Here is a 24794-nt window from a genome sequence, read left to right as displayed (position 1 = left end):
ATACAAATGGCAAACAACGAAGAATCACGCGGTTTAAAGTCTCTATTGGATTGGTTTGCAAATCGACGGAAGTCAGGGTCTACTACCCCAGAACGTCAAGAACGTGAGATTGCTGATGGTTTGTGGCACAAATGTCCCAGCTGTGGCGTATTAAGTTATACGAAAGATCTCAGGGCGAACCAAATGGTTTGTGTGGAGTGCGGATATCACAATAGAGTGGATTGTGACGAGCGGATTCGTCAGTTAATAGATGCAAACACTTGGGGCTCGATAGACGATCGCTTGCGCCCTACCGATCCTTTGCAATTTCGCGATCGCAAAGCATACGGCGATCGCTTGCGAGAGACTCAAGAAAAACTCGGTTTAGTAGACGCTGTTAAAACAGGATTGGGTCAAATAGACGGTTTACCCATCGCTTTAGGTGTGATGGACTTCCGATTTATGGGTGGAAGCATGGGATCAGTTGTGGGAGAAAAACTGACTCGTTTGATCGAGCAAGCGACACAGCGACGTTATCCCGTAGTCATTATTTGTACCTCTGGTGGGGCTAGGATGCAGGAAGGAATGCTTTCCCTCATGCAAATGGCGAAAATATCCGCCGCCTTACAACGCCATCGGGATGAAAAGCTATTGTATATTCCCGTGTTAACCAATCCCACTACGGGTGGTGTCACAGCGAGTTTTGCCATGTTAGGAGATATTATATTGGCAGAGCCAAAAGCAACAATTGGTTTTGCCGGTCGGCGAGTGATTGAGCAAACTTTACGGGAAAAACTTCCAGAAGAGTTTCAAACAGCAGAAGACTTACTCAAGCACGGTTTTGTAGACGATATCGTACCGCGAACACAGTTAAAGAAGACGTTAGCACAGTTGATTGCCCTGCACCAACCCATCTCGCTGACAACAGCAGTTCAAACACACAATGTTGTAGTTTGGGAAACAAGACCTTTTAGTTCTACAGTGGCTGAATGAGCGAAGGGCTAATGGCTAATGGCTGATGGCTAATGGCTAATGGCTGATGGCTAATAGCTAATGGCTGAATAACCTTGTCTTGTGGGGTGGGCTTCCTCGCCTGCCCTCTCCGATACATTATCATTTGCTGGAATCTTTAACCGACTCACGTTATATCTACACCAAGAAGTCCGTTACTCCTCGCTCTGCCCATGTAAGCCCCTGTCTTCGTCCGTCTATGTTCTTCTCCAATATTTCTAAGGCTTTTAAATCACCTTTTATTTGTTAAAAAGCTTATTCTAAAAGTTTAAAGTGTAGGGAAGTCGATAGAAGTCTGTTTTTACGGGGACTCAATGAACTCCAGAGTAAAAATTCCCTCTGGTTTGTTGACCACTAGTTTCATGATGTCGAGCCACGCTGACCCCATTGCAGTTTCGGGGACATCGCGCCCGACATGGACAGGGATAGTCACCTCAATGCCATCGATGATGACCTTGCCTTTGTAGATGTAGAACCTCCCTTCCCCACGTGCCGTTCGCATCTTTACCTGTCCTAGCACTTCTGACCATTCCAGTGCTTGCAGGTCCTGGGTATTGATGACAAGCCATCCATCGGTGAAACCAGTATCAAACAGGGCTGGAATAACAAACGACGCACCGTTGGCAGGGACAAGCTGAAGCTCGAAGAACAGTTCGCCGTCAGCACCGAATGTCCCTAAACCCATAACCTACCACAGGTTCCGGTATCGTTGATCCGGAAAATCATCCTGATGCTATTTCCGGTGTGAACCTGGCTGATTTTTTGAGTAAGACCACGTAGCGTCGGGTCGAGGAGATAGTCCTCAGTGTCAGGGTCGATAGCAATAAACCAGTTCGGATGGGTTTCTCTTAGCGTGGAGCGAAGACGCTCGAACAGGGGACGACACCGCTCTTCTAAGGCTTGTTGCACCTCACGCTCACGCCGGACTTCCTCCGGATCGACGGGAGACGGCGGTAGGATGCGCGTGCGATTTGGTTCCGATAATTGAGTCATAAGGTTTTTTACATGAATCACATTTGAATTGTTTTCTATTTATCTCTAAAAAACTGGAATACTCCAAACGATAAGTCTTTCACTATTTACCGATGATTTTGATTTGACATACTCCGCGCACTTTTAGGGCGCGGAGTATGTCAAAAGTGCAATTGTAAATGTTGAAGCTTCTAATAAACATCATCACAAATGCGCCGCCTGTAGTCATCTTGAACCATACCATTGTTGGGATTCTTTAAGTAAGAACGCGTCCAGTTACAACCGCGTTTTAATAAATCATCAAGATTTAAATTCCATAAAATTACAGTTTTATCATCACTAGCAGATGCAATTGTTTGCCCATCTGGGCTAAAGCTTACTCCAGTTACCGAAGCTGTATGCCCGGTTAAAGCAGTAATTAAAATACCATCTCGTCTCCATATTTTTACTGTCTTGTCTACACCGACAGAGGCAAGTGTTTGCCCGTCAGGACTGAAACTAACACTATAAACTGCCGCACTATGTCCTCTGAGAGTTGTTACCAAACTGCCATCGCTGGCTCTCCAAAGTTTGATAGTGTTATCATCACTGGCGGTTGCAATTGTTTCTCCATCTGGGCTAAAAGTTACGGTGTATACTTTAGCGTTATGACCTTCAAGAGTAGCGATTAAACTGCCATTTCGCCGCCAAAGTTTTACGGTTCCATCCCAACTTGCAGAAGCAATTATCTGACCATCAGGGCTAAAAGCAACTGCTCGCACTGCTTTGGTATGTCCGGTGATGGTTTTGTAAGATTGGGTTTCAAACTTACCCTGACGGTTTCGCCGCCATAGCTTCACGGTTCCATCGCTACTTCCAGAAGCGATGATTTGTCCGTCTCGGCTGAAGACAACTCCCCGAACCTCATCTTGATGTCCGGTAAGAGTGTCAATTAAGCTACCATCTTTCGCTCTCCAAAGTTTGATGGTTTTGTCAGCACTCGTAGAAGCGATAATTTCTCCATCAGGGCTGAAGGTGACGCCCCGAACTGCATCCTGATGTCCTGTCAAAGTGTGTACTAAGGTGCGATCGCTCGTTTTCCAAACTTTGATAGTTTTGTCATTACTTCCAGAGGCTATGGTTTGTCCGTCCGGGCTGAAGGCAATAGCCCGCACTGCTTGATTGTGACCGGAGAGGGTGTTAATAAAGTTACTACGGGTGCTCCAAAGTTGAACTACGCCATCAGCACTAGCAGTTGCGATCGCCCCATAGGGATGGAAACTGATATCGGTCACTCCCGCAGTGTGACCATTTAAAGTCGCGATCGAGCTACCATCTCGTCTCCAGAGTTTAACACTTCCATCCCAACAGGTAGAAGCAATGATTTGACCGTCCCGGCTGAAGCGCACACTCGTAACTTTCTCTATACATCCTGTAAAGATAGTGTTTGATAGAGTCCCATCCGAATTCCAAAGTTTTAAAGTTTTATCATCTCCCACAGAAGCAAGAGTCCTTCCATCTGGGCTAAATGCAACAGAACGAACTTCGGCATTATGCCCGCTTAAACTGGTAACTAAACTACCATCTATTGCTTTCCAAATTTTGATAGTTTTGTCTTTACTAGCAGAAGCAATTGTTTGTCCATCGGGACTAAAGCTAACGCTTAAAACTTCATCTTGATGCCCTATTAAGGTTTTGTAAGGGCGAGATTGAAACTTCCCTTCACTTGATTTTTTCCAAAGTTTAATAGTTTTGTCAAAGCTTGCAGAGGCAATTGTTTGACCGTCGGGACTAAAACTTACACTTCTCACACCCTTGGTATGTCCGCTCAAAGTTGTGATTAAACTGCCATCACTGACTTGCCAAAGTTTGACAGTTTTATCATCACTAGCAGAGGCAATTGTTTGACCATCCGGGCTGAAACTCACGCTATAAACATCTTCGCCGTGTTCGTCGAGAGTTGCGATCGAGCTACCATCACGCTGCCAAAGATTGATGGTTTTGTCAGCACTTGCAGAAGCCAGTATTTGACCATCCGGGCTGAAACTTACACCCCAAACAGCAGCACTGTGTTTGGTTAAGTGGTTGAGTTCTTTGGTACCGTATAAAATTTGTTGTAATGCTGTTACCACCTCTATCTTGGTATCGGGTTCTGCATTGTCAGATTTTTCCAAAAGTCGCAGTTGCTTAGCAGCTTCTAAACTAGAAGTCAATCCCTCTAATTGTAGGTTAGAGGCAAAAATGGCTCTAGCACTAGCACTCGTGGCTTTGATTTTGGCGTTTGTTTCACTAATATTTGTTCGCCACCAAGCTACCCCAGCTGCACCAGCAAACATTAAAGCAACAACCAAACTACCAGCTAAGCCCAACACAATGCCCCTACGCAAGCGATCGCGTTGTTTGCGTTCTCTGTGCCGCAATCCCAAACTTGCTTCTATAAATGCCCTTTCCGATACCAGCTCGCTCGCACGCTTTTGCATCCATTCTTCCGCGTCTGCGAGCGGCTTTCCCCGCAACAAAGAATCATCATCCCTCCCATTGATATGCCACTGGTACATGGCTGACCGCAATCCCTGTAGCCATGTCTGAAAGTCGCGATCTAACTCAATCCACTGACGCAACCGTTCCCATTCTCGGATTAAAGCTTCGTGAACAATTTCTACAGTTTCTTTACCCGTCGCATCATCTCGTCCTGTAACAACCAAACGGTCTGAGGCAAGACGAATGACTAAATTCCAATTCCCATTTCCCACTTCCTCACGGGTAGCCAAACGTCTGGTTTCCTCCGTACCTTCCCCCAGGCGCACCAACTGCAGAAAAATCCGTCTTGCTTGTTCTTTTTCCGATTCATTCAATCTGGCATATACTTGTTCGGCATAACTAGCAACAGCTGTCTTGACACCACCTATGTCATTATAGGTAGCATGACGAAGCTGAGCGTTACTCTGTTTTGCCCAAAGTTCTTGCAAGGCAAACTCTAATAAAGGTAAATCTCCTACAGAAACACTCACTGCTTCTATGATCCGTTCAGTTAACCCAGACTCCAGTGTCACGCCAAAAAGCCCTGCGGGTTTTTCTACAGTTGCTTGCAGTTCTTCACGGTTCATGGGTCCAAGTTTTAAATCGCGATACTGCAACGCATCAGCAAAAGGGCGATAAGAAAGAGACTGTGCTAAAAAGTCAGCCCGCAGTGTTAGCATTACAGTAAAATTGCTTAGATGTGTTGCTTCTATTAATCTATCTAAAAAAACTTGGCGCTTTTGTGTATCTTGACACAGGGTGTACAATTCCTCAAATTGGTCAGCAACCAACAATAAACGCGTTCCAGAATTTTTCCTCAGTATGGTTTGTAAAACAAAATGTAAAGAATTTTCTTCATGGCGCAAGTAATCAGCGAGTTGAGTGATTTCCTCTAGTTGGTCGGATTGTATTTGAAGTTCTTGTTGAGAGATAAGTGCAGCCGCTAAAGCGTGAAATGGTTTCGCTCCAGGTCTAAAAGAAACAATCCGCCAATGACCTTCTTGCCGCAAATGGGGAATAAGACCGGCAAACACAACAGAAGATTTTCCACTCCCTGAAGATCCTATGACAGCTACTAGGGGTTTCGAGTGTACTGCTTCTACCAAAATCCGGGAAAAACTTTCTCTACCAAAGAAAAATGGTGCATCCTCTTCTCGAAAAGCAAACAAACCACGATAGGGGCATTTATCAGTAGGACGCCGCCCTAAATCTTTCCACCGAGGAGGTACGGTGGCTGGATTTTGAAAAATTGCTGGTAGCCAACTCGCACAAGGAAATTGATATTCCAATCCGTGCAGTCTTAATCGCGCTTCTCTTTCTGCTAAGTATAAAGGTTTTCCACTGGCAAACGCCGGAAGAAAATATGTCACAAATGCTTGAGCAACAACATCTGGCACTGGTTCCCGCATCACAATAATTTGGGGAATGTGTAATTGTTGCAGTTCAAATGCTAGTTCCATACCCTCGCAGGAGTTAAAAATGGCTAGTTGCAAGCCATTATTAACAGCATTTCTTAAGGCGTATCTCAGTTCATCAATAGTTAAACTTTCGGTCTGATTAATACAAATACGACCGCTTTCTCCCTCTACACCACTATGACCGGCAAAAAATAGAATATCCCAGGATTTTTCCCACAGATAATCGTTAATTTCTTGGCGTTTTGGTTCCACAAGGAAGGTTGTTTCTGCATTCAATAAATTTTCCAGTACTTGTCGGTCTTGTTGAATATCAATACCAGTACTGTTACCTAAAATAGCTAGGATTTTAACTTTACCGGGTAATGTAGGCGTTTTTACTGTCGGGCGAAATTCTGCATTAGGTGTGCTAAGCGCAACTTCGGAAAAAGAGTTACCGTCTATTAAATCCCACAAATGCCAAGGTAGTTTCAATAATGACTGACTGGAAGTGCGTATGAGGACGCGCACTTCATTATCGGGTATCAGATATTGCAAGCACTTATCCCGTATGGGACGAAAAGATTCAGACAACAGCCATTGGTTCAAAGATTGCCGCAACTCATTCGCCGATTTGTTGCAATCGTAACGCCATTGCCTTGCTGCTCCCACTGCTTGAACTCGGGAAGACTTACCTGCACTTAAGTAATTTTCTCTCCAATTGTCGATCGCAAGCGCTAGGTTTGGGTTTGCGGGCAAATAGCCGATAACTTCCATCCCCAAGCGATTATTTTCTTCCTCTATAGCGAGCGTTACCCGCACAACTTTTTCTAGATCTCCATCTAGCTTTAGGACAAGTAACTTCCGCATTGCCTGCACCTAACATTCCTTGGGAGTGGTTAGTGGTTAATTGCTACTAACTACTAATCACTAACTCCTAATTACTAACCCTTATTGAGTCTGAACTGCTTTTTTGCGGAATATCCACAGAGTTTGAATCATTTGAGCTAAAGATAGCCCTCTTTGTTCCTGCACAAAAAGTAGCGGGACAAGTGCTACCAGTCTAAATAAGGCAGAGACGGCAAATAAGCCGGGAATACCGCCGAAAAAGCTACTTTCTGCAATAAAGCCACCTATAGTGGTACCCAACGCACCACTAGCACCCCCAATAGCAGCTGCGATCGCAAAGTAGACAGATTGTTGTTTGACTGGTGCAACACTTAACTGCATATTATTGTTACACAAGTCAACGGCTGCAGAAGTTCCTCCAAGTAAGATATGGATGAGTGGTAACCACACCCAGATATTCAAAAAATTAGCTTCCACTCCCAGCCATAGCAGTGGAGCGATCGCAACTAAAATCCCTACCGATATTAATATGATGCGATTGCCAACCTTATCGGATAGCTTTCCCCATAAAATTAGCATTAGCAAATTGGCTCCAGCCTGAATGCTGCTGTAAAGCGTTACCAAGCTAACATCTAATTTTAAAGTGCTCAACATATAGAGGTTAAAATAGGGAGCACTCAGGTTAAAAGCTAACATCCAGAAACTAAAATAGAAAAGAAACATTAAAAAGTTATTATTATTAATAATGCTTTGTGCCAAGTTCTCACTAGGCAATTTTTCAACACTTTCTAACTGAGTTTCAATAACATTTTTGTAATGAGTTGATTTGACAGAGGTTGCATTTTGCAGCACTGGATTCATATCTACTTGAAAATGCTGACATCCAATACTGACAACTCCGGCAAAAATTCCTAGAAAGACGAGCATTCCATAACCTTGCAGCGTTCCTCCAGGCCATTTTGATACGACTAAACCCGCTAAAGGAAGGCAAAGCAAATTAGTGAGACTCGCGGCGCTAGTTCGCAATCCAAAATACCTTCCCCGCAATTGTCGGGGAACGATGGTTGCTATCCAACTCAACCAAGACGCACTTCCGAGTCCTCCTAAAAGATTGGTTAACAAGACGATGACCATCGTCATAACAACCAACTGCTGAGAATTAATCCATCCCAAGGTATAAAAGATAATACCAATGATGAGAAACATCCAAAGGAGCCGAGCAATACCATGAGTCAATAAAGAATACCGAAAGCGGCTCGTTGTGCGTTCTGAAAGGTAAGCACCTACGGGTTGGATGAGATTCACCACCATTGGAATGGAACATATCATTCCAAAAATAATTGGGCTTGCTCCTAGTTCCACCAAAAAGTTACTTAATAAAATACCTGTGGTGGTTATGGCGAACACCGCCGCAAATACAGAATCCATAGTAGAGGCTTTGAGGCTGGTGCGAATAGCATCCTTTTTTATCGCTGTAGGATTCGGTGCTGGGGTTGCAGCTAGTTCTGAAATCGCAATTTGAGGAATTTTTGGAGCTAAAGAAGCAGCCGTCTCTGATGACATGGATTCCATACCTATCTCCACAGATGGATCGGTTGATGGTTGTAAAAGGAAATTGTAACTTTTCGTTATTTTAGCTTGCATTTTTTAACAACAGATATTGGAGATTGGGAACTGAAGATTAAGTAGGATGGGAATACACCCAATCGGGATTGGACAAGGGAGAGGCACTAGATAAGGGAGAAAATTCTACCTTGTCCTCCTTGTCCCCTCTGTCCCTCTATTCCCTCTAACCCCCAATCCCAAAATAAAGATGAAAATAAGTATTTGGAAATTTTTAGGGGTTTTGATGGCGATCGCCCTTTCGATAATTGGGTGCGATCGCTTACCGAGTCTTTCTCCGAATCCTACCCCAGTTACTATCAAACTCAGCGGTTGGATAGCGAGTCCAGCCGAACAAAAACTTTTGAAACAAGTCCTGCATGAATTCGAGGTAAAGCATCCAAATATCAAAGTAAAACATGAGGTTATTAATGACCAATATATGGATGTGATAAAAACTCGTTTGGTTGGGGAAGCAGCGCCCGATGTCTTTTATTTAGATGCTTTTGAAGCGCCTTTCTTAATGAGTCAGAACGTTTTGGAACCGCTAGATGCATATATTACCTCCGAATTTGACTTGGCGGATTTTGAGGAACCGCTCTTAAAAAGTTTTCAGTATGAAAATTACATATACGGTCTTCCTAAAGATTATTCAACACTTGCTCTGTTTTATAACAAAAAAGCTTTTGCTACAGCAGGCTTAGATCGCCCCCCAAATACTTGGGATGAGCTCCGCACCTATTCTCAAAAGCTCTCTTTTGACCCTAACCAGGATAGCAGAATTGACCAATATGGCTTCGGTGAAATTCCTGAATTAGCACGTCAAGCTTACAAAATTAAAGCTTTTGGAGGACAAGTTGTAGACCGTAATGGCTATGCAACCTTTGCCACTCAGGAAGCTTTGCAAGGGTTGCAGTTAGCAGTAGACCAATATCAAAAAGACCGTTCTTCCGCACAGAAGTCTGATGTGGGAACGAACTCTGGTGGTGAAATGTTCGGACAGGGCAAGGTTGCAATGATTGTTGAAGGAAGTTGGACAATTCCATATTTGATAGAAACTTTTCCCAATTTAGAGTTTGCTACCGCAGAAGTACCGAGTATTAACAATCAAAAGAGCACAATGATTTTCACTGTTGCTTATGTTATGAACAAGCAGTCAGAGCATAAAGCTGAAGCTTGGGCATTAATTTCTTATCTTACAGGTAAAGAAGGAATGGCAAAGTGGACGCAAACAGGTTTTGCCCTACCATCGCGTAAATCTATTACTCGGGAACAGGGATATGACAAAGACCCGTTCCGGTCTGCACTGTTAGCAGGTGTAGACTACGGGATGCCATGGCAATTGGGTAAATACCCGGCACCAGTTATGAACAATTTTGACAATCAGTTTGTCAGTGCTTTACTCGGACAGCAACCCCTCAAGCAAGCTATGAAGAGAGGACAGGAAGCAGCAAATCAATTAGTTAAGGCGATTGCAATGGATTGAAGAAGGCAGAGGGCAGATGGCAGAGGGCAGAAGGTATACAATATGGTGGGGGACTTAAACACAAGTGCTCCCTTTCGCCCTTGAGAAGTATGAGGGCATATACATAGCTGCCATCTGCTTTGTTATGACGCCAATTTTAACATTGACCTACTTATTTTGAACTGCGTACATGAGAAAGCTTGAAGAAGGCAGCCTTGCAGGAGGCAGAGGTCAGACGAAACAGAGAGTATTACTTGTTACCTTTAATACTTATTCCTTCCTTCTGCCCTCTGCCTTTCCCAGATGAAATGGGGATTGGGAATTGAGTTTTTCCCAACCCCTAAGGCGTGTTTTGAAAGACTCCTTTCCTCCCTTTACACTCTAAAATTTCATTTATCTTGTAGGGTGGGCATTGTCTGGCAAAAGCTTAATAATGATTTAAATTTTCTCTGCCAAACTGAACTTTTAAAACTATCAAAACAGAATGGGAGAGCGAGAACCTTTCTCAAGATTATTTGAATGTTCATTGATATTTCATAAGATGTAGGTCGTTTATCCTCAAGACAGACTTTGTTTCATTCACAAGATTTACTTCACAAACGTCTACGTTATTCAAATTCATTCACTAGGCATATATACTTGTATGCATTTCCTTAACTTATAATTTTGAAATAAAATTATTGTAGTTCTGTAAACCTAGAACTGCTTGCGAGCCGAACACACTTTATATGTAAAAATCAGCAAAAAATAAAAATTGTATGATGCAGGAGCAACTTGAAGATATAGAAATTCAATTGCTATTGGAAGGTATATATCGTTACTATGGATTTGATTTTAGAAACTATGCTTTAGCTTCAATCAAGCGTCGAATTTGGGGAACAATACAATCAGAAGGATTAACTAGTATCTCTGGATTGCAAGAAAAAGTTCTTCACAATCCCGAATGCATGGAAAAATTATTATTTAATCTTTCCGTTAACGTGACGAGTATGTTTCGCGATACTAGCTTTTTTCTTTCATTAAGGAGAAAGGTCATACCCTTATTACGAACATATCCTTTTATTCGTATTTGGCACGCTGGATGTTCAACTGGTGAAGAAGTCTATTCTATGGCAATTTTGCTTGAGGAAGAAGGGCTTTATCACCGTTGTCGGTTGTATGCAACTGATATTAACGAAATCGTTTTAAAACAAGCAATATCTGGCATATTTCCACTTGAACTTATGCAAAACTACACTCAAAACTATTTACAGGCAGGAGGAAAAAAATCATTTTCAGAATATTACACTGCCGCATACGAGCGTGCTATATTTTCATCTTATCTCAAAGAAAATATAATTTTTTCACAACATAACTTAGTCACAGATAATTCTTTTAATGAATTTCATATGATTTTATGTAGAAATGTATTAATATATTTCAATCAAACTTTACAGAATAGAGTTCACCATCTTTTTTACGAAAGCCTTCATAGATACGGTATTCTGGGTTTGGGACGCCAAGAAACGCTGAAGTTTACTCCACATGACAAAGACTATGAAGTGTTAGATGGGGATGACAAAATTTATCGGAGAATTAGTTAGTTGTTAGTAGGAGTGCGAGACACTGCACTCTTACACTCATGAGTGGTTAGGATAATGGAATATACCCAAGTTACTTTGTATTGGCAGGCTTTGCGATCGCTTATAGGTGTTGAGTCATGATTTTCTCAAAAATTTGTAATAAATTACCAGTAATTAATCACCAACAAATCACAAATAATGACTTTTAAACTTATTGTTATTGGAGCATCTTTAGGGGGAGTCAATGCCTTGGAAGTTTTACTAGCTCGATTCCCGAAAAATTTTTCTGTTCCGATCGCTATTGTTCAACATCGTCACAAAGATTATCATGATGATAAATTAAGAGTTGCGTTACAGCAGTACAGTCCCTTAGCGATCGTAGAACCTCAAGATAAAGAAGAGATCTTACCGGGCTGCGTGTATTTAGCTCCTGCTGATTATCATCTACAGGTAGAAGGTAGAGATAAGGCAATATCTAACCCCTATTTTTCATTGTCTGTTGATGCTCCCGTGACCTATGCAAGACCATCGATTGATGTCCTCTTTGAAACGGCAGCAGATGCTTACGCCGATAAAGTCATTGGCGTACTCTTGACAGGAGCCAATCATGATGGTAAACAAGGACTGGCAAGAATTAGAGCGCGAGGTGGCAAAACAGTAGTGGAAGAACCATCTACTGCCGCTTGTGCAACAATGCCCAAAGCTGCTATAGAGGCTGGAGTTGTAGATAAAATTCTGTGTTTAGCAGATATTGCCCCTTTCTTAATCAAAATTTGTCATATTTAACATAATTATTATTTTATTCTTTGTATAGATAAAGTTATAAACAAAAGTCATTCATAAGAATTGCTCAATTTATAACTTAAGATAGTGTGAATAAACGAACGACAGGCGTCACAGTCAATAGAAAGACTTTGAAAAGCCTTATTTTATTTCTTAAAGCGTACTGATTGCGATGTCATTAGAACCAAAAGTTAATGTTCTGCTGGTGGATGACCATCCAGAAAATTTGCTAGCCCTGGAAGCAATTTTAGATAGCTTAGGGCAAAATCTGATCAGAGCTACATCAGGTGCAGAAGCACTGCGACACCTTCTCAATCAGGATTTTGCCGTCATCTTATTGGATGTGCAAATGCCAGATATGGACGGGTTCGAGGCAGCAGCGCTTATTCGACAGAGAGAACGTTCCCGATATACCCCAATTATCTTTCTCACAGCGTATAGCACCAGCGACACCATGGTGTACAGGGGTTACTCTGTTGGTGCGGTGGACTATTTGTTTAAACCTATAGAGCCAGATATTTTAAAGTACAAGGTATCGGCTTTTGTGGACTTGTTTCAGAAAAGCAATGAGGTGAAGCGACAAGCGGCACAACTGGCACTTATGAATGCTGAACTGAGAAAGCGTGAAGAAATGTTCCGTTCATTAAGTGTTTGTTCACCTGTAGGTATTTTCCTAACGGATACACTCGGTAAATGCACTTATACCAATCCGCGCTATCAAGCTATTTACGGTATGACATCTGAGGAGAGTTTGGGCGAGGGTTGGACGCTAGCAATTCATCCTGAGGACAGACAACAAGTTATTGCTGATTGGTATGCTGTATCAAGTAAAGGACAGGAATACAAAGGAGAATTTCGCATTCTCGTCTCAGGGGTCGAGCGTTGGGTAGTTATGTCTTCATCTCCAATGCTTTCGGACGAAAAACAGGTCATCGGCTATGTCGGTACGGTAGAAGATATTACAGAGCGAAAAAAAGCAGCAGAAGAACACATAAAGCTCATTCGCGAACAAACAGCAAGACAAGAGGCGGAAACAGCAAATCGCCTGAAAGATGAATTTTTGGCAACCCTTTCCCACGAGCTTCGCACGCCACTGACTTCAATACTTGGTTGGGCGAGATTATTGCGCCAGAGAAAATTAGATGAAAAAGCTATAGTTCGAGCTTTGGAAACAATTGAACGCAATGCAGGTTTGCAAGCGCAACTCATTGATGACATTTTAGACGTTTCGCGAATTATACGCGGGAAGTTGCAATTAAATCTTGCACGAGTAAACGTAGCATCTGTAGTATCAGCAGTTATAGATAGTGTTCATTTAGAAGCCGAAGCTAAAAAGATTCAACTAGAGTATATGGTTGAATCTACTCATTCAGAAGCAGGAGAAACATGGGGCAAAGACGACAAGAGGAAAGATCCGGTACAACTTGCTGTATCATTGCGTCTCGCCCTCGCCACGTCTTATTACGTCTTGGGCGATCCCAATCGCTTGCAGCAAATTGTTTGGAATTTAATGAATAATGCACTGAAATTTACACCAGAAGGTGGAAAAATTCAGGTTCGCTTGTCTATGGAAGAAGAGTCGGGGGACAGGGAAGTGGAGATTGGCAATCGTTCACGATCCTTAGTTCCCAACACCCAATCGCCAACTTATATTCAAATTACAATTAGTGACACCGGAAATGGTATCAGCCCGGAGTTTTTACCCTACGTTTTCGATCGCTTCCGCCAAGCAGATGGCAGTATCACCAGAAATCAAGGCGGATTGGGGCTGGGGCTGGCAATTGTACGTTATTTAGTGGAAATGCACGGAGGAAGCGTTCGTGCAGAAAGTCCGGGAGTAGGACAGGGAGCGACTTTTACTGTAAGGTTACCCCTTTTACAAGGAAAAGACACCTTAAAAAAGGAAATGGGGGGAGACAGACAACAAAACCAGTCTTCCCATGCTCCCTCTGTTTCCAAGGTAGAATCTAAAATCCCCTCTAGCGATCTTACTTTCCACACCTTCACTGGCTTACAGGTGCTTGTTGTTGATAATGATACTGATACACGAGAGTATATTACTAAAGTCTTGCAACAGCATGGTGCTAACGTTACAGCTGTTGCATCGGTTCGTCAAGCGCTCTCAACGATTGAGAAATCACCACCGGATGTATTAGTGAGTGATATTGGAATGCCAGAGGAAGATGGTTACACTCTGATTCGCAAGTTAAGAAACTTGGAACCAGAGATAGGAGGACAAATACCAGCTATTGCACTCACAGCATATGTTAGAGAACAAGACTGCGATCGCGCGTTGGAATTTGGTTTTCAAGAGTACGTCACCAAACCAGTAGAAGCAACTCACTTGATTAATTCAGTCACAAAGCTCATCCAACATAGTAAGAGCTGATTGGGCATTAGGTATCTACTAACCACTCACAAGATCTGGAAAAACTTCTTGCACTGCAGGATGAACTAAGCGATGGTTCTGCACGTTCAAACCTTTTGCTAATGCAGGGTTTTTTGCTAGTGCTTCTATTCCTAAATTAGCTAGCTGCAATACATAAGGTAGAGTGCTGTTATTTAGGGCTTGTGTTGATGTCCAAGGTACAGCCCCTGGCATATTAGGAACGCCATAGTGTACCACTCCTTCTTCGAGATACACTGGGTTACTATGGGATGTGGCATGTAGTGTCTCAATGCAACCGCCTTGGTCAACAGCAACGTCTACAATGACCGAACCAGGACGCATCTGTTGGACTAAAGTCCGTGGTACGAGTATGGGTGCTCTACGTCCCGGTACTAAAACTGCACCAATGAGTAAGTCAGCATCTTTAACTGCACTTTCAATATGCGCGGAGTTACTGTATAACAGTTCGATTCTAGAACCAAACAATGTTTCTAAATAAGAAAGACGTTCGACATTAACATCAATAATCTGAACAGCAGCCCCCATACCTACAGCTATCTTAGCGGCTTCTGTTCCTACCACTCCGCCACCTAAAATCACAACTTTGCCCGGTTTAACTCCAGGTACACCTCCTAGCAAAACTCCTCGACCACCTTGTTGGCGCTCTAAGAATCTCGCTCCAAATTGTACGGCTAATCGACCGGCAATAACGCTCATGGGTGTGAGCAGGGGTAGCTTGTTGCTGCCTGACTGTTCTACTGTTTCATAGGCGATCGCACTCACGCCACAATCTATCAAATGTTCGGTTAACTTTCTATCTGCAGCTAGGTGCAGATAAGTGAATAAAATTTGTTCTTTATGTAAGAATTTATACTCACCTACAAGTGGCTCTTTGACTTTAACAACTAACTCCCGATTCCAGGCTGCATCTGGCGTGGAGACAATTGCTGCGCCTGCGTTCTGGTAATCCTCATCTGTAAAGCCTGCACCGACACCTGCGCCTTGCTCTACAAAAATGTTATGACCGTTTTCCTTCAAGACTCGAACACTAGAAGGACTTAACCCGACTCGAAACTCTTGGTCTTTCGTTTCTCTAGGAATGCCAATTTCCATTGACTGCCTCTTATGACTTTTTTAGATTGTGTCAGTCTCATTCTTGGTCTTTTGAATCAATAACTACAATTTGACCCGAACTTACCCTGATATCACCTAATGTACTTCAAACTTTTGTTATTGACGATCCCCAAGCAAGTTCTACAATAAGATAAGAATCGTAAAGAAATATGAATGCGGACAAGGGTTTGGGAAATTTGATAGCTTTTAACAATCCCCAATCCCTAACACCTAATTCTTGTATAATATATCACTTGCCAAAAAGAGGGTTTGAAATGATGACACAACCACAACCAAGCGTTACCCCCAAACTAGAAGAACCTAAGTTTGGATTTAATGAATATGCCGAGCGTTTGAATGGTCGAGCAGCGATGATTGGCTTTGTCCTGATGGTAGTGATTGAGTATGTGACCAATCAAGGGGTATTATCCTGGCTTGGTTTGAGGTGATCGCTTACCAGTTAATGTTAACCGAATTCTGAAAAGTTAAGGATTTGTACGGTATGCATAACTGGGAATAAGGTTTTAATAGAAGTGAGTAACCAGCTGAGCGATCGGCTGGTTTTGGCTTAATCAAGGTCAACACCTCTCAATACCCCATTTCTTTATACCGCTCTCAATCTTTATGGATGCTTTCGTCTGCTTTACGAAACTATAATGAAGAAGAGGCTCTCAATAAGAGCGCCTTTCTTAATTGAGATATTCTTAGTATATTTACAGAAAAAATTAACCCCGAATAAACTAAGCTGTGATGAATGTTATATTTCCCCGATTTGTGAAATCAGCCTACCGTAGAGAACCAATTATCAGTGTCTTGATTACGATGGGAATCTTAGATGCTGTGATTGGGGGATTTAATGATAGTTGGTCGTTGTTTGTTATTGGCTTGGGAACAGCAGGCGCAACGCTTGCTTATAGATTGTGGCGCGTTCAGCAACGTCCCCCCTTACCTGAAGAACCTGTCGTACAGCACTACTTACCCGATCGCTCCTCAAGTTCTGCCCTACCCATGCTAACAGTGTCTAAGAAAAAACCGCCGTATTAATCAATTTGTATGTGAATTTGGGGAGTTTTTGCTGGTTCTAAGCACTATGCTCCTCTGCTTTAACCTAACAAGGTATACTTAAAAACACAGTAAAAATTATATTGTGTAAAGTATATGCTTGTATCGAGAAAAAATAAATTCGCCAAAAAAAACCTTGGCTCGAAGCTCTCGGATGAATGCACTCCCTTGTTGAGAGAGAAAGCTTCTCAATACAAATGGTTAACCAATCTAAAATCAAAAATTTTCTCTAAAAACAATTTTATAACGCTGCTGGGTGTGGCAAGTGCGACTGCTACTGCTTTGCTATGTCCAATTTCTTCTACCGTTCTTGCCGAAACTCAAAGCATATCTCAAACTCAAGCAATACCAGTTCCGGAACCATCAACTAACTTTACCAATGCACGACTGCTATACAGCTTTAGAGACAATTTAGGAACAATTAAATCTCTTGCCTTTACTCCCAACAGTCAAATTTTGATTAGTGGAGGAGCGGAAAATGAGGGAATTATCCGCATGTGGAACACATTAACTGGTAAAACAGTTGCCAAGATTGACAGGGCACACAAAACATCTGTGGAATCTATACTGATTTCACCAGACGGTCAAACCTTAGCAAGTTGTGGCTCTGACAGTACTATTAACCTTTGGAACTTAGGCAATAATCGATTTACTCGTTCTTTTGTAGGGCATACCAGCAATGTGCTATCCCTAGCAGTGACTCCAGATAGTAAAATCCTTGCGAGTGGTGCTTTAGACGGCATTCGCTTGTGGGATTTATTACAACAGCGTCCGCTTGCAACTTTGGTTCGCTTTGACAATTTTATTTATTCACTAGCAATTAGCCCTGATGGGCAAACACTGATCAGTGGTGACAGAAGAGGCATAATTAAATTCTGGGATTTAAACTCTGGAAGATTAATTCGTACAATTTCAAGTGCTCATTTAAACACTATCACCAAAATAGTCTTTACCCCAGATGGAAGTAATTTTATCAGTGCCAGTCGCGATCGCACAATCAAAATTTGGGATACTAGCACAGGCTCGCTCGTTCGGACTCTAATAGGGCATAATAATTGGGTCAATGCAATTACCATCAGCCCCAACGGGCAAATCCTGGCAAGTGCAGGTAGAGATGGAATTAAGCTGTGGAATTTAACAACAGGTGAGTTATTAAATACACTTTACGGACATAACGATTGGGTGAGCAGCATTGCTTTTAGTCCAAATGGAACAATGCTTGCGAGTGGGGGGTTTGACAGGAGAGTTAATATTTGGCTGGCGCAATAGAACCTCATTTATCGGATAGACTTTAAACTTTCCGTTTTTTGTACTCACAAATAAGTAAAAATATTTATCCTCCGTAGTCTCAAGACCCACGGTTTTCACGCTCCCACACCCTTTTAGATGAAAACTCTTCATGAAATCAAGCAAGAAACAAGCGTACCGATTGTCATTACAGATAGTCAAGGGTTTATTACTTACGTCAACGATCGCTTTACCTCAGTTTTTGGCTGGAACTTGGCTGAAATCTACGGTCAAACTATAACTATCATCATTCCCGATGGATTCCATGCTCCACACCATATGGGATTTTCTCGGTTTCTCAGTACAGAACAATCTACGATTCTCAATCACCCACTCAATCTGGTTGGGATCACTAAAGACGGTCAAGAGATTGAGACCGAGCATCTGATTGTGGCAGAAAAAGAACAGGGGGAATGGGTATTTATGGCGATGTTGCGACCTTTAAACCGTCATTGAGTCTCGTGATAATCATGAATTCAACAAGTTTGATCGATCAGTTGCGGGCAGTGCTTGGGAAGATGGAAGTGGCATTGGGAGCGATCGCAGACGCCATTATCTGGACAAACAGCCAAGGAAAAGTTCAATGGTGTAATGCTGCTTTCGACAAACTGGTAAACAAACCTCACATCCTAGTGCTTAATACAAACTTGCAGGATTTGTTACCTTTGACTCTAGCAGGTCAAGCAGTTCTCCCAGAGTCCTATCCCAATCTAAAAATCCTAAGCGGCGACTATACAACAACAGAATACGAATTTCAACAAGGCGATCGCAGCTTAATTTTAGAAATTTCTGGAAACTGTGCCCAATTAGCTAATGGTGAGGTATCTGCTGTTTTGGTGATTCGGGATGCTACCAAAGCAAAGCAATTGGAAGCAGAACGGCAAAAAGCCGAGCACCAACGGGCAGAAACTTTATCCTTACTGCAAGCAACCTTGGAAGCCACAGCCGATGGCATTCTAGTTGTAGATCGAAACTTGAACGTTCCGTTATTTAATCAAAAGTTCCTTCAGATGTGGTCAATGCCAGAGGGGCTACTGCTACCTTCAAAGGGTGAGGAACGATTAAAATTTATGGCCGAGCAGACACGAGATCCAAAAGCGTATCTTGCCAAAATCAAAGAACTTTTGTTTGACAATCCACAACTAGAAGCTTGCGATATCGTAGAGCTAACAGACGGACGTATTTTTGAACGTTATTCTCACCCCCAATGGAATGGCAACGAGATTATTGGGCGTGTTTGGAGTTTTCGAGAAATAACTGCTCGCAAACAAGCAGAAGAGACTCTGCGAATTACTAAAGAAGCAGCCGAAACTGCCAATCGTGCTAAAAGCGCCTTTCTAGCAAATATGAGCCACGAACTCAGAACGCCACTGAATTCTATCTTAGGCTTTGCTCAGTTAATGGAGCGAGATCCGACGCTTACTGAGAAACAACGTGAATCTTTAGAAACTATTAACCGTAGCGGAAAGCACTTACTGAACTTAATTAACGATGTCCTAGAAATGTCTAAAATTGAAGCGGGACGGATTGAATTGAACCCAGTCTCCTTTGATTTGTATCAAATGTTTTATTCTCTTCAAGAGATGTTCCAGGAACGCTCTCAAGCAAAACACCTTTCTTTGGAAGTTGAGATTGCACCTAACGTACCCCGACACATTGTTACAGATGAATGTAAGTTGCAGCAAGTTCTGATCAATCTGTTGGGAAACGCCATCAAATTTACCAATGTAGGAGGAGTCACATTACGGGTGAAGTTAGGGACTGAAAACGCTGATTCTCAATCCTCAATCTCCAATTGCCAATACCAAATTGCTTTTGAAATCGAAGATACGGGTAGAGGAATTGCATCAGAAGAGTTAAACAAGCTGTTTAAGCCTTTTATGCAAACCAAAAGTGGCATCCAAGTGAAAGAAGGTACGGGGCTGGGATTAACTATCAGCCGTCAATTTGTACAACTTATGGGGGGTGATATCCGGTTAACAAGTGAAGTCGATCGCGGATCGACTTTTTATTTTGATATTCAAGTTGAACTGGCTCAGCCATCTGAAGTCGCATCGCCAAGTCCAGTAGAACGGGTGATTGGCTTGGGTGCGGGACAAGCAGTGTACCGGATTTTGGTTGTAGACGACCGGAAGGAGAATTGCGATTTACTAACGCAATTACTGAGCACCGTTGGTTTTGAAACTCGTGCAGCAGCAAATGGTCAAGAAGCAATCGTTCAATGGGAAGCATGGCATCCCCATCTGATTTTTATGGATATGCGAATGCCTGTCATGAATGGGTATGAAGCGACTCGGAAAATTCGCGATCGCGAACAGTTACGGGTAACATCGTTACAAAGCCAATCGACAGTTATTATTGCTCTAACTGCCAGCACTTTTGAAGAGAACAAGTCCAATATTTTGGCAGCGGGTTGCAACGACATTATCTGCAAACCTTATCGAGAAGAAATTATTTTTCAGACAATCGCCGAGTATCTAAAAGTACAGTATATCTATGAAAATAAGAATTTAGCAGAACGTAAACAAAAAAAGATTTCGTCTTCAACATTTTACTGTCAGTCTTTCTTGGCTCTTATGCCGAAAGAATGGGTAACATCGCTCCATCTAGCAGCTGTTGAGGTGGATGCTGGCTTAATTCTTCAATTAATTGAAAAAATCCCAGAAAAATATGTTGTTTTAGCTAAAGAGCTTACCAATCTGGTTCAAAATTTTTGTTTTGATGAAATTCTTGAGTTGGTGGAAGAAAATAGCAATAAGTAGATGGATGCTGAATGAAGAAAGAATTGCATTGCCTCCAAGCAATGTACCGTCTAAATCACAAATGTAGACAGTGTTCATAAATTAATTGGGGACACCGATTGAAAGGATAATTATACCTTAATCCCCTGTAAATTGCTAGATTTACTGTAATATATAAGAAGATTGGACTTGGAACAAAAAATTGCGATCGCAGTTTTCTCCCCAGCTACCCCAGATCCTTACTTACTTACATAAAAACAAAAAAACCCCAAACGGGGTTTTCCCAAGGAAATTGGAACGAGCGTCAGCTACAGCAAATACAGCAACCCAAAAAGTACGATCCAAATGACATCAACAAAGTGCCAATAAATTTCGGCTGCTTGTATGCCAAAGTGATGTTCGTTGCTATAGTGATCTTTCTTGAAAGACCGCCACAATACAGCCAGAATTGCTAAAACACCAACAGTTACGTGTAACCCGTGGAAACCAGTTAAAACGTAAAAGGCACTGGCAAATAAATTAGTGGTCAGACCAAATTCTAGATGGGTGTATTCATACACCTGTCCGACTAAGAAAATAATACCCATTGCGGCAGTAATTGCCATCCACAATTGTGTTCCCCGCACATCATTCTTTTTGATTGCGGAATCTGCATTGTGAATAACAAAACTGCTACCAATTAGGTTAATCGTGTTAATTCCAGGTAACAATAGTTCTAATTCAGGCGTACCTTCGGGAGGCCAAGCAGGGAGTGTAGAACGGTAAGCTAAATAAGCTCCGAACAAACCCATAAAAATCATTCCCTCAGCAACTAAGAACATGAGCAAACCAAATATACGGTGGTCTGGATGTTCTTCATGATGAGCATCTACAGTTGCTGCATGATGATGATTTAGGTCAGCCTTCGCTGGATCGATAGTTTGACTTTGCATGAATCTGTTGTTGAATTATGAATTATGAATTATGAATGAGAAAATTTTTTAGAATTCATCATTCATATACTGAATTATGAATTATGAATTATGAATGAGGAAAATTTTCATAATTCATAATTCATAACTCATCATTTATTTGCTATGGAGGGATATGGCTCGTCAGGATCGGCACGCAATACCGAACTTGGACCCATGGACTGATTGGGATCGGGGTCTTGTAAGGATGGATCTCGATCGAGGTTTTCTAAGCCATAGTCATAAGGTCCGGTTGCTAGAACTGGAGTTTTATCAAAATTTTCTATGGCTGGAGGTGAAGTTGTCATCCACTCTAGGGTGAGAGCTTTCCAAGGGTTATTGCCTGCTTTGGGTCCATACATCCAACTCCAAATAACGTTGAAGATGAAGGGGAATGTAGAAACTGCCAAAATGTAAGCACCATAGGTGCAAATTTCGTTGAGGAAAGTTAATGCAGGATCGTACTGGGCAATCCGTCGATTCATACCTAACATACCCAGTTTGTGCATGGGTAAGAAGGTTAAATTGAGACCAACGATTGTGAGGGCAAAGTGAACTTGACCCCAAAATTCGTTCAGCATCCGTCCTGTCATTTTGGGGAACCAGTGATAAAACGCTGCATAAATCCCCAGAACACTACCGCCAAACAACACGTAGTGCAGGTGTGCAACCACAAAATAAGTGTCGTGGACGTGAATATCAAAGGGTACTGCTGCTAGCATCACACCACTAATACCGCCAATCACAAAGGTGCCAACAAAACCCATTGCGAACAGCATGGCAGTGCGTAGGTGAATTTTTCCACCCCACATGGTACCCAACCAACTGAAAATTTTAATTCCCGTAGGTACGGCAATAATCATGGTAGTGATCATGAAGAACATCCGCAGCCAACCGGGAATACCACTGGTAAACATGTGGTGCGCCCACACAATCAGACCCAAAAAGCTAATTGCCAAACTGGAGTAGGCGATCGCTTTATAACCAAAAATTGGTTTGCGAGAATGAACGGGGATCACTTCAGAAATTACCCCAAAGAAGGGCAAAATCATGATGTAAACCGCAGGATGGGAGTAGAACCAGAACATATGCTGGTACAAAACGGGGTCACCACCACCAGTGGGATTAAAAAATGTTGTTCCAGCAATCAAGTCAAAGGATAACAAGATCAACCCAGCGGCTAGAACGGGTGTAGAAATCAGAACTAGTGCTGAAGTCGCTAGCATTGCCCAGCAGAACAAAGGCAATTGGTGGAATCCCAAACCGGGCGCACGCATTTTTAATAGAGTGACTAGGAAATTTAGCGCTCCCAAAATTGAGGATGTTCCCAACAACAAGACGCTAATAATCCAGATGGCTTCTCCCACTTGACCCGTGACCAAACTTAATGGGGGGTAGGAAGTCCAACCTGCATCTGGTGCATCACCTACAACTAAGCTGGCAATTAACAAGATGCCCGCAGGAGGAATAATCCAGAAAGCAACAGCGTTGAGGCGTGGAAATGCCATATCCTTTGCCCCAATCATTAAGGGGATCAGAAAATTGGCAAATCCCGCACCCGCTGGCACAATCCACAAGAAAATCATGATTGTGGCGTGTAGCGTAAATAAACTGTTGTATACCTCTGGAGTGACAAAATCGACCTCTGGAGTTCGCAGTTCCGTGCGAACCAAGTCAGCCATGACACCACCAATACAGTAGAAAATAAAGGTGGAGACCAAGTATTGAATTGCAATAACTTTGTGGTCGGTGTTAAAGGAAAAGTAATCTCGCCAGTTTCTCTGCCCTGGTTCTTCTATCCGGGCTGGAATATTAGCTGTTTCTTGAATTTGCGCTTGTGTCATAGAAAGTATTTTGGTTAGTAGTTAGTGGTTAGTGGTTAGTGGAAACACAACTAGCCACCAACCAGCAACCACCAACTCTTCACTAATTGTGGATTTGATGTAACAACTCAGGCTGAATTCCCATGTTATGAGTGTAAGGAGTGAGGAATTCAGAAGGGGATAATTCAGCAGGATTCACAGCAACTGCTTTCTTAAGATCTTCATTGCTGGCTACTTGTTGTTCTTGCAGCCATTGCTGGAACTCTTCTGGCTTTTGCACAACAACTTGTGACCTCATTGCACCGTGGTAAGGACCGCAAAGTTCGGCACAAATGAGCGGGTAGCCACCTTCTTTACTGGGGGTAAAGCGAAGCTCGCTTTGTCTTCCGGGAATTGCATCTTGCTTTAAGCGGAATTCCGGCACCCAAAAAGCATGGATAACGTCGTTAGCGGCAATATTGAGCTGGACTTCACGTCCCACAGGAACGTGCATTTCACCAGTGGTGACTCCGGTTTCTGGGTAAGTAAAAATCCATGCGTATTGCAACCCCGTAACATTAACTACCAGAGCAGGGGGTTTACCTTCATTTCCAGGTGTTGGTCCAATGGTGGGAGCAACACTTCCCACTCCTGGCGCATTCCGAAGTTGAGGAATTTGATCGGAATTGCGGATTTCTGCTGTGGCTGGATCTTGCATTGCCTCAGCAGCTTTTTCCTGGTTTGTATTGGGTTCGGTGCTTGGAGGCGTATCGGATAAAGTTGCTGCTATTGCTGCCCCTGGCATTTTCATCGCTTGTGGGGTGATAGGAGCGTCATGAACGGCATGGGGATTAAAACCACCCATTTCGTTATAAACATCAAAGCTGTAAACAGATATACCAATAACGATAAGAGCGGGGATAGCTGTCCACAGGATCTCTAACGGTACGTTTCCATATACTGGAGGACCATCTGAATTATCACCTGCACGACGGCGATATTTAATTACAGAGTAAATTAAAACACCTTCAACGAGGAGGAAAATACCTATAGATACGGTCATCATCGCATTAAACAAACCGTCTACTAAAGATGCTTCCTCTGAGGCTGCTGTTGGCAGGAGTCCATGATTTGTTCCGAACCACAGGCTGACTAGGGTCAACACTATGCCAATGAGTAACGTCCAGATTGTACTTGGAATTTTCACGGGTTTCTATGTTAGTGACTTTACGTTGGACTGAGCAGCATACTCACTTACTACACTAGTTCAGCCTAAGTGAGATGACGGGCAAGAGCCTAAAATTTTTATTAATTTTTAGCCTCGCTTTTTAATT

General features: G+C 42.6%; 18 protein-coding genes. 10 read left to right on the top strand and 8 right to left on the bottom strand.

Translation table 11 applies throughout. The annotated features are described in order from the left end of the window. Positions 1-6: 6 nt before the first annotated feature. Entirely contained in the window at positions 7-972 is a 966-nt protein-coding gene (accD, locus tag HC643_RS24745) for an acetyl-CoA carboxylase, carboxyltransferase subunit beta (protein WP_038089868.1), read from the top strand. A 319-nt stretch (positions 973-1291) separates the two neighbouring features. Here accD and HC643_RS24740 read toward each other — a convergent pair whose 3' ends face one another. From HC643_RS24740 to HC643_RS24725, 4 genes are all read right to left on the bottom strand, one after another. Beyond that, positions 1292-1675 carry an aspartyl protease gene (locus HC643_RS24740; RefSeq protein ID WP_038089865.1) on the bottom strand — a complete coding sequence of 128 codons (384 nt, stop codon included), beginning with the start codon at positions 1673-1675 and terminating at the stop codon, positions 1292-1294. Further along, positions 1666-1983, bottom strand: a complete 318-nt coding sequence (locus HC643_RS24735; RefSeq protein ID WP_038089863.1) for a hypothetical protein — start codon at positions 1981-1983, stop codon at positions 1666-1668. The genes HC643_RS24740 and HC643_RS24735 overlap by 10 nt, the downstream gene beginning before the upstream one ends. Before the next feature lie 170 nt (positions 1984-2153). Next, positions 2154-6725: an nSTAND1 domain-containing NTPase gene (locus HC643_RS24730; protein WP_038089860.1), complete on the bottom strand. Its 4572-nt coding sequence runs from the start codon at positions 6723-6725 to the stop codon at positions 2154-2156. An 81-nt stretch (positions 6726-6806) separates the two neighbouring features. After that, positions 6807-8276, bottom strand: a complete 1470-nt coding sequence (locus tag HC643_RS24725) for an MFS transporter (protein ID WP_038090004.1) — start codon at positions 8274-8276, stop codon at positions 6807-6809. 241 nt (positions 8277-8517) lie between these two features. Here HC643_RS24725 and HC643_RS24720 point away from each other — a divergent pair, with 241 nt between their 5' ends. From HC643_RS24720 to HC643_RS24705, 4 genes are all read left to right on the top strand, one after another. Further along, positions 8518-9792: an ABC transporter substrate-binding protein gene (locus HC643_RS24720; RefSeq protein ID WP_038089857.1), complete on the top strand. Its 1275-nt coding sequence runs from the start codon at positions 8518-8520 to the stop codon at positions 9790-9792. Positions 9793-10529: 737 nt separating this feature from the next. Further along, positions 10530-11354, top strand: coding sequence for a CheR family methyltransferase (locus HC643_RS24715; protein ID WP_038089854.1), 825 nt, complete (start codon positions 10530-10532; stop codon positions 11352-11354). 177 nt (positions 11355-11531) lie between these two features. Continuing rightward, positions 11532-12119, top strand: coding sequence for a chemotaxis protein CheB (locus HC643_RS24710; RefSeq protein WP_038089851.1), 588 nt, complete (start codon positions 11532-11534; stop codon positions 12117-12119). A gap of 169 nt (positions 12120-12288) precedes the next feature. Continuing rightward, a complete protein-coding gene (locus HC643_RS24705; protein WP_038089848.1) occupies positions 12289-14505 on the top strand; it encodes a hybrid sensor histidine kinase/response regulator in 2217 nt (738 codons plus the stop codon). 18 nt (positions 14506-14523) lie between these two features. Here the strand turns inward: HC643_RS24705 and ald are convergent, their stop codons facing one another. After that, complete coding sequence (gene ald / locus HC643_RS24700) at positions 14524-15618, bottom strand: alanine dehydrogenase (protein WP_038089845.1); 1095 nt, start codon at positions 15616-15618, stop codon at positions 14524-14526. A 278-nt stretch (positions 15619-15896) separates the two neighbouring features. Here ald and HC643_RS24695 point away from each other — a divergent pair, with 278 nt between their 5' ends. From HC643_RS24695 to HC643_RS24675, 5 genes are all read left to right on the top strand, one after another. Further along, positions 15897-16067: a chlorophyll a/b-binding protein gene (locus tag HC643_RS24695; RefSeq protein ID WP_026134662.1), complete on the top strand. Its 171-nt coding sequence runs from the start codon at positions 15897-15899 to the stop codon at positions 16065-16067. Between the two features lie 301 nt (positions 16068-16368). Further along, complete coding sequence (locus HC643_RS24690) at positions 16369-16662, top strand: hypothetical protein (RefSeq protein ID WP_038089842.1); 294 nt, start codon at positions 16369-16371, stop codon at positions 16660-16662. Between the two features lie 114 nt (positions 16663-16776). After that, complete coding sequence (locus HC643_RS24685; RefSeq protein ID WP_038089839.1) at positions 16777-17949, top strand: WD40 repeat domain-containing protein; 1173 nt, start codon at positions 16777-16779, stop codon at positions 17947-17949. 117 nt (positions 17950-18066) lie between these two features. Next, positions 18067-18423 (top strand): PAS domain-containing protein, encoded by a 357-nt coding sequence (locus tag HC643_RS24680; RefSeq protein ID WP_038089836.1) that lies wholly within the window; start codon positions 18067-18069, stop codon positions 18421-18423. A gap of 14 nt (positions 18424-18437) precedes the next feature. Next, positions 18438-20729 carry a PAS domain-containing hybrid sensor histidine kinase/response regulator gene (locus tag HC643_RS24675; RefSeq protein WP_237265939.1) on the top strand — a complete coding sequence of 764 codons (2292 nt, stop codon included), beginning with the start codon at positions 18438-18440 and terminating at the stop codon, positions 20727-20729. Between the two features lie 287 nt (positions 20730-21016). Here HC643_RS24675 and HC643_RS24665 read toward each other — a convergent pair whose 3' ends face one another. The 3 genes from HC643_RS24665 to HC643_RS24655 all read right to left on the bottom strand — a co-directional run bounded on the left by HC643_RS24665 (position 21017) and on the right by HC643_RS24655 (position 24667). Next, positions 21017-21640 (bottom strand): cytochrome c oxidase subunit 3, encoded by a 624-nt coding sequence (locus HC643_RS24665; RefSeq protein WP_038089833.1) that lies wholly within the window; start codon positions 21638-21640, stop codon positions 21017-21019. 131 nt (positions 21641-21771) lie between these two features. After that, positions 21772-23502: a cytochrome c oxidase subunit I gene (ctaD, locus tag HC643_RS24660; protein WP_038089829.1), complete on the bottom strand. Its 1731-nt coding sequence runs from the start codon at positions 23500-23502 to the stop codon at positions 21772-21774. 82 nt (positions 23503-23584) lie between these two features. Then, entirely contained in the window at positions 23585-24667 is a 1083-nt protein-coding gene (locus HC643_RS24655; RefSeq protein WP_038089826.1) for a cytochrome c oxidase subunit II, read from the bottom strand. Positions 24668-24794: the final 127 nt, after the last annotated feature.

The sequence above is a fragment of the Tolypothrix bouteillei VB521301 genome (assembly GCF_000760695.4).
In the GTDB taxonomy this organism is placed as follows: domain Bacteria; phylum Cyanobacteriota; class Cyanobacteriia; order Cyanobacteriales; family Nostocaceae; genus Scytonema; species Scytonema bouteillei_A.
The sequence above is the reverse complement of the archived record's forward strand: the minus strand, read 5'-3'. Positions and strand labels throughout refer to the sequence as shown.

What these genes read in the sequence shown, in the direction of transcription:
- accD (WP_038089868.1), top strand. Translation starts at nt 7, where the DNA reads ATGGCAAACAACGAAGAATCACGCGGTTTAAAGTCTCTATTGGATTGG.
- HC643_RS24740 (WP_038089865.1), bottom strand. Translation starts at nt 1,675, where the DNA reads ATGGGTTTAGGGACATTCGGTGCTGACGGCGAACTGTTCTTCGAGCTT.
- HC643_RS24735 (WP_038089863.1), bottom strand. Translation starts at nt 1,983, where the DNA reads ATGACTCAATTATCGGAACCAAATCGCACGCGCATCCTACCGCCGTCT.
- HC643_RS24730 (WP_038089860.1), bottom strand. Translation starts at nt 6,725, where the DNA reads ATGCGGAAGTTACTTGTCCTAAAGCTAGATGGAGATCTAGAAAAAGTT.
- HC643_RS24725 (WP_038090004.1), bottom strand. Translation starts at nt 8,276, where the DNA reads ATGGAATCCATGTCATCAGAGACGGCTGCTTCTTTAGCTCCAAAAATT.
- HC643_RS24720 (WP_038089857.1), top strand. Translation starts at nt 8,518, where the DNA reads ATGAAAATAAGTATTTGGAAATTTTTAGGGGTTTTGATGGCGATCGCC.
- HC643_RS24715 (WP_038089854.1), top strand. Translation starts at nt 10,530, where the DNA reads ATGATGCAGGAGCAACTTGAAGATATAGAAATTCAATTGCTATTGGAA.
- HC643_RS24710 (WP_038089851.1), top strand. Translation starts at nt 11,532, where the DNA reads ATGACTTTTAAACTTATTGTTATTGGAGCATCTTTAGGGGGAGTCAAT.
- HC643_RS24705 (WP_038089848.1), top strand. Translation starts at nt 12,289, where the DNA reads ATGTCATTAGAACCAAAAGTTAATGTTCTGCTGGTGGATGACCATCCA.
- ald (WP_038089845.1), bottom strand. Translation starts at nt 15,618, where the DNA reads ATGGAAATTGGCATTCCTAGAGAAACGAAAGACCAAGAGTTTCGAGTC.
- HC643_RS24695 (WP_026134662.1), top strand. Translation starts at nt 15,897, where the DNA reads ATGACACAACCACAACCAAGCGTTACCCCCAAACTAGAAGAACCTAAG.
- HC643_RS24690 (WP_038089842.1), top strand. Translation starts at nt 16,369, where the DNA reads ATGAATGTTATATTTCCCCGATTTGTGAAATCAGCCTACCGTAGAGAA.
- HC643_RS24685 (WP_038089839.1), top strand. Translation starts at nt 16,777, where the DNA reads ATGCTTGTATCGAGAAAAAATAAATTCGCCAAAAAAAACCTTGGCTCG.
- HC643_RS24680 (WP_038089836.1), top strand. Translation starts at nt 18,067, where the DNA reads ATGAAAACTCTTCATGAAATCAAGCAAGAAACAAGCGTACCGATTGTC.
- HC643_RS24675 (WP_237265939.1), top strand. Translation starts at nt 18,438, where the DNA reads ATGAATTCAACAAGTTTGATCGATCAGTTGCGGGCAGTGCTTGGGAAG.
- HC643_RS24665 (WP_038089833.1), bottom strand. Translation starts at nt 21,640, where the DNA reads ATGCAAAGTCAAACTATCGATCCAGCGAAGGCTGACCTAAATCATCAT.
- ctaD (WP_038089829.1), bottom strand. Translation starts at nt 23,502, where the DNA reads ATGACACAAGCGCAAATTCAAGAAACAGCTAATATTCCAGCCCGGATA.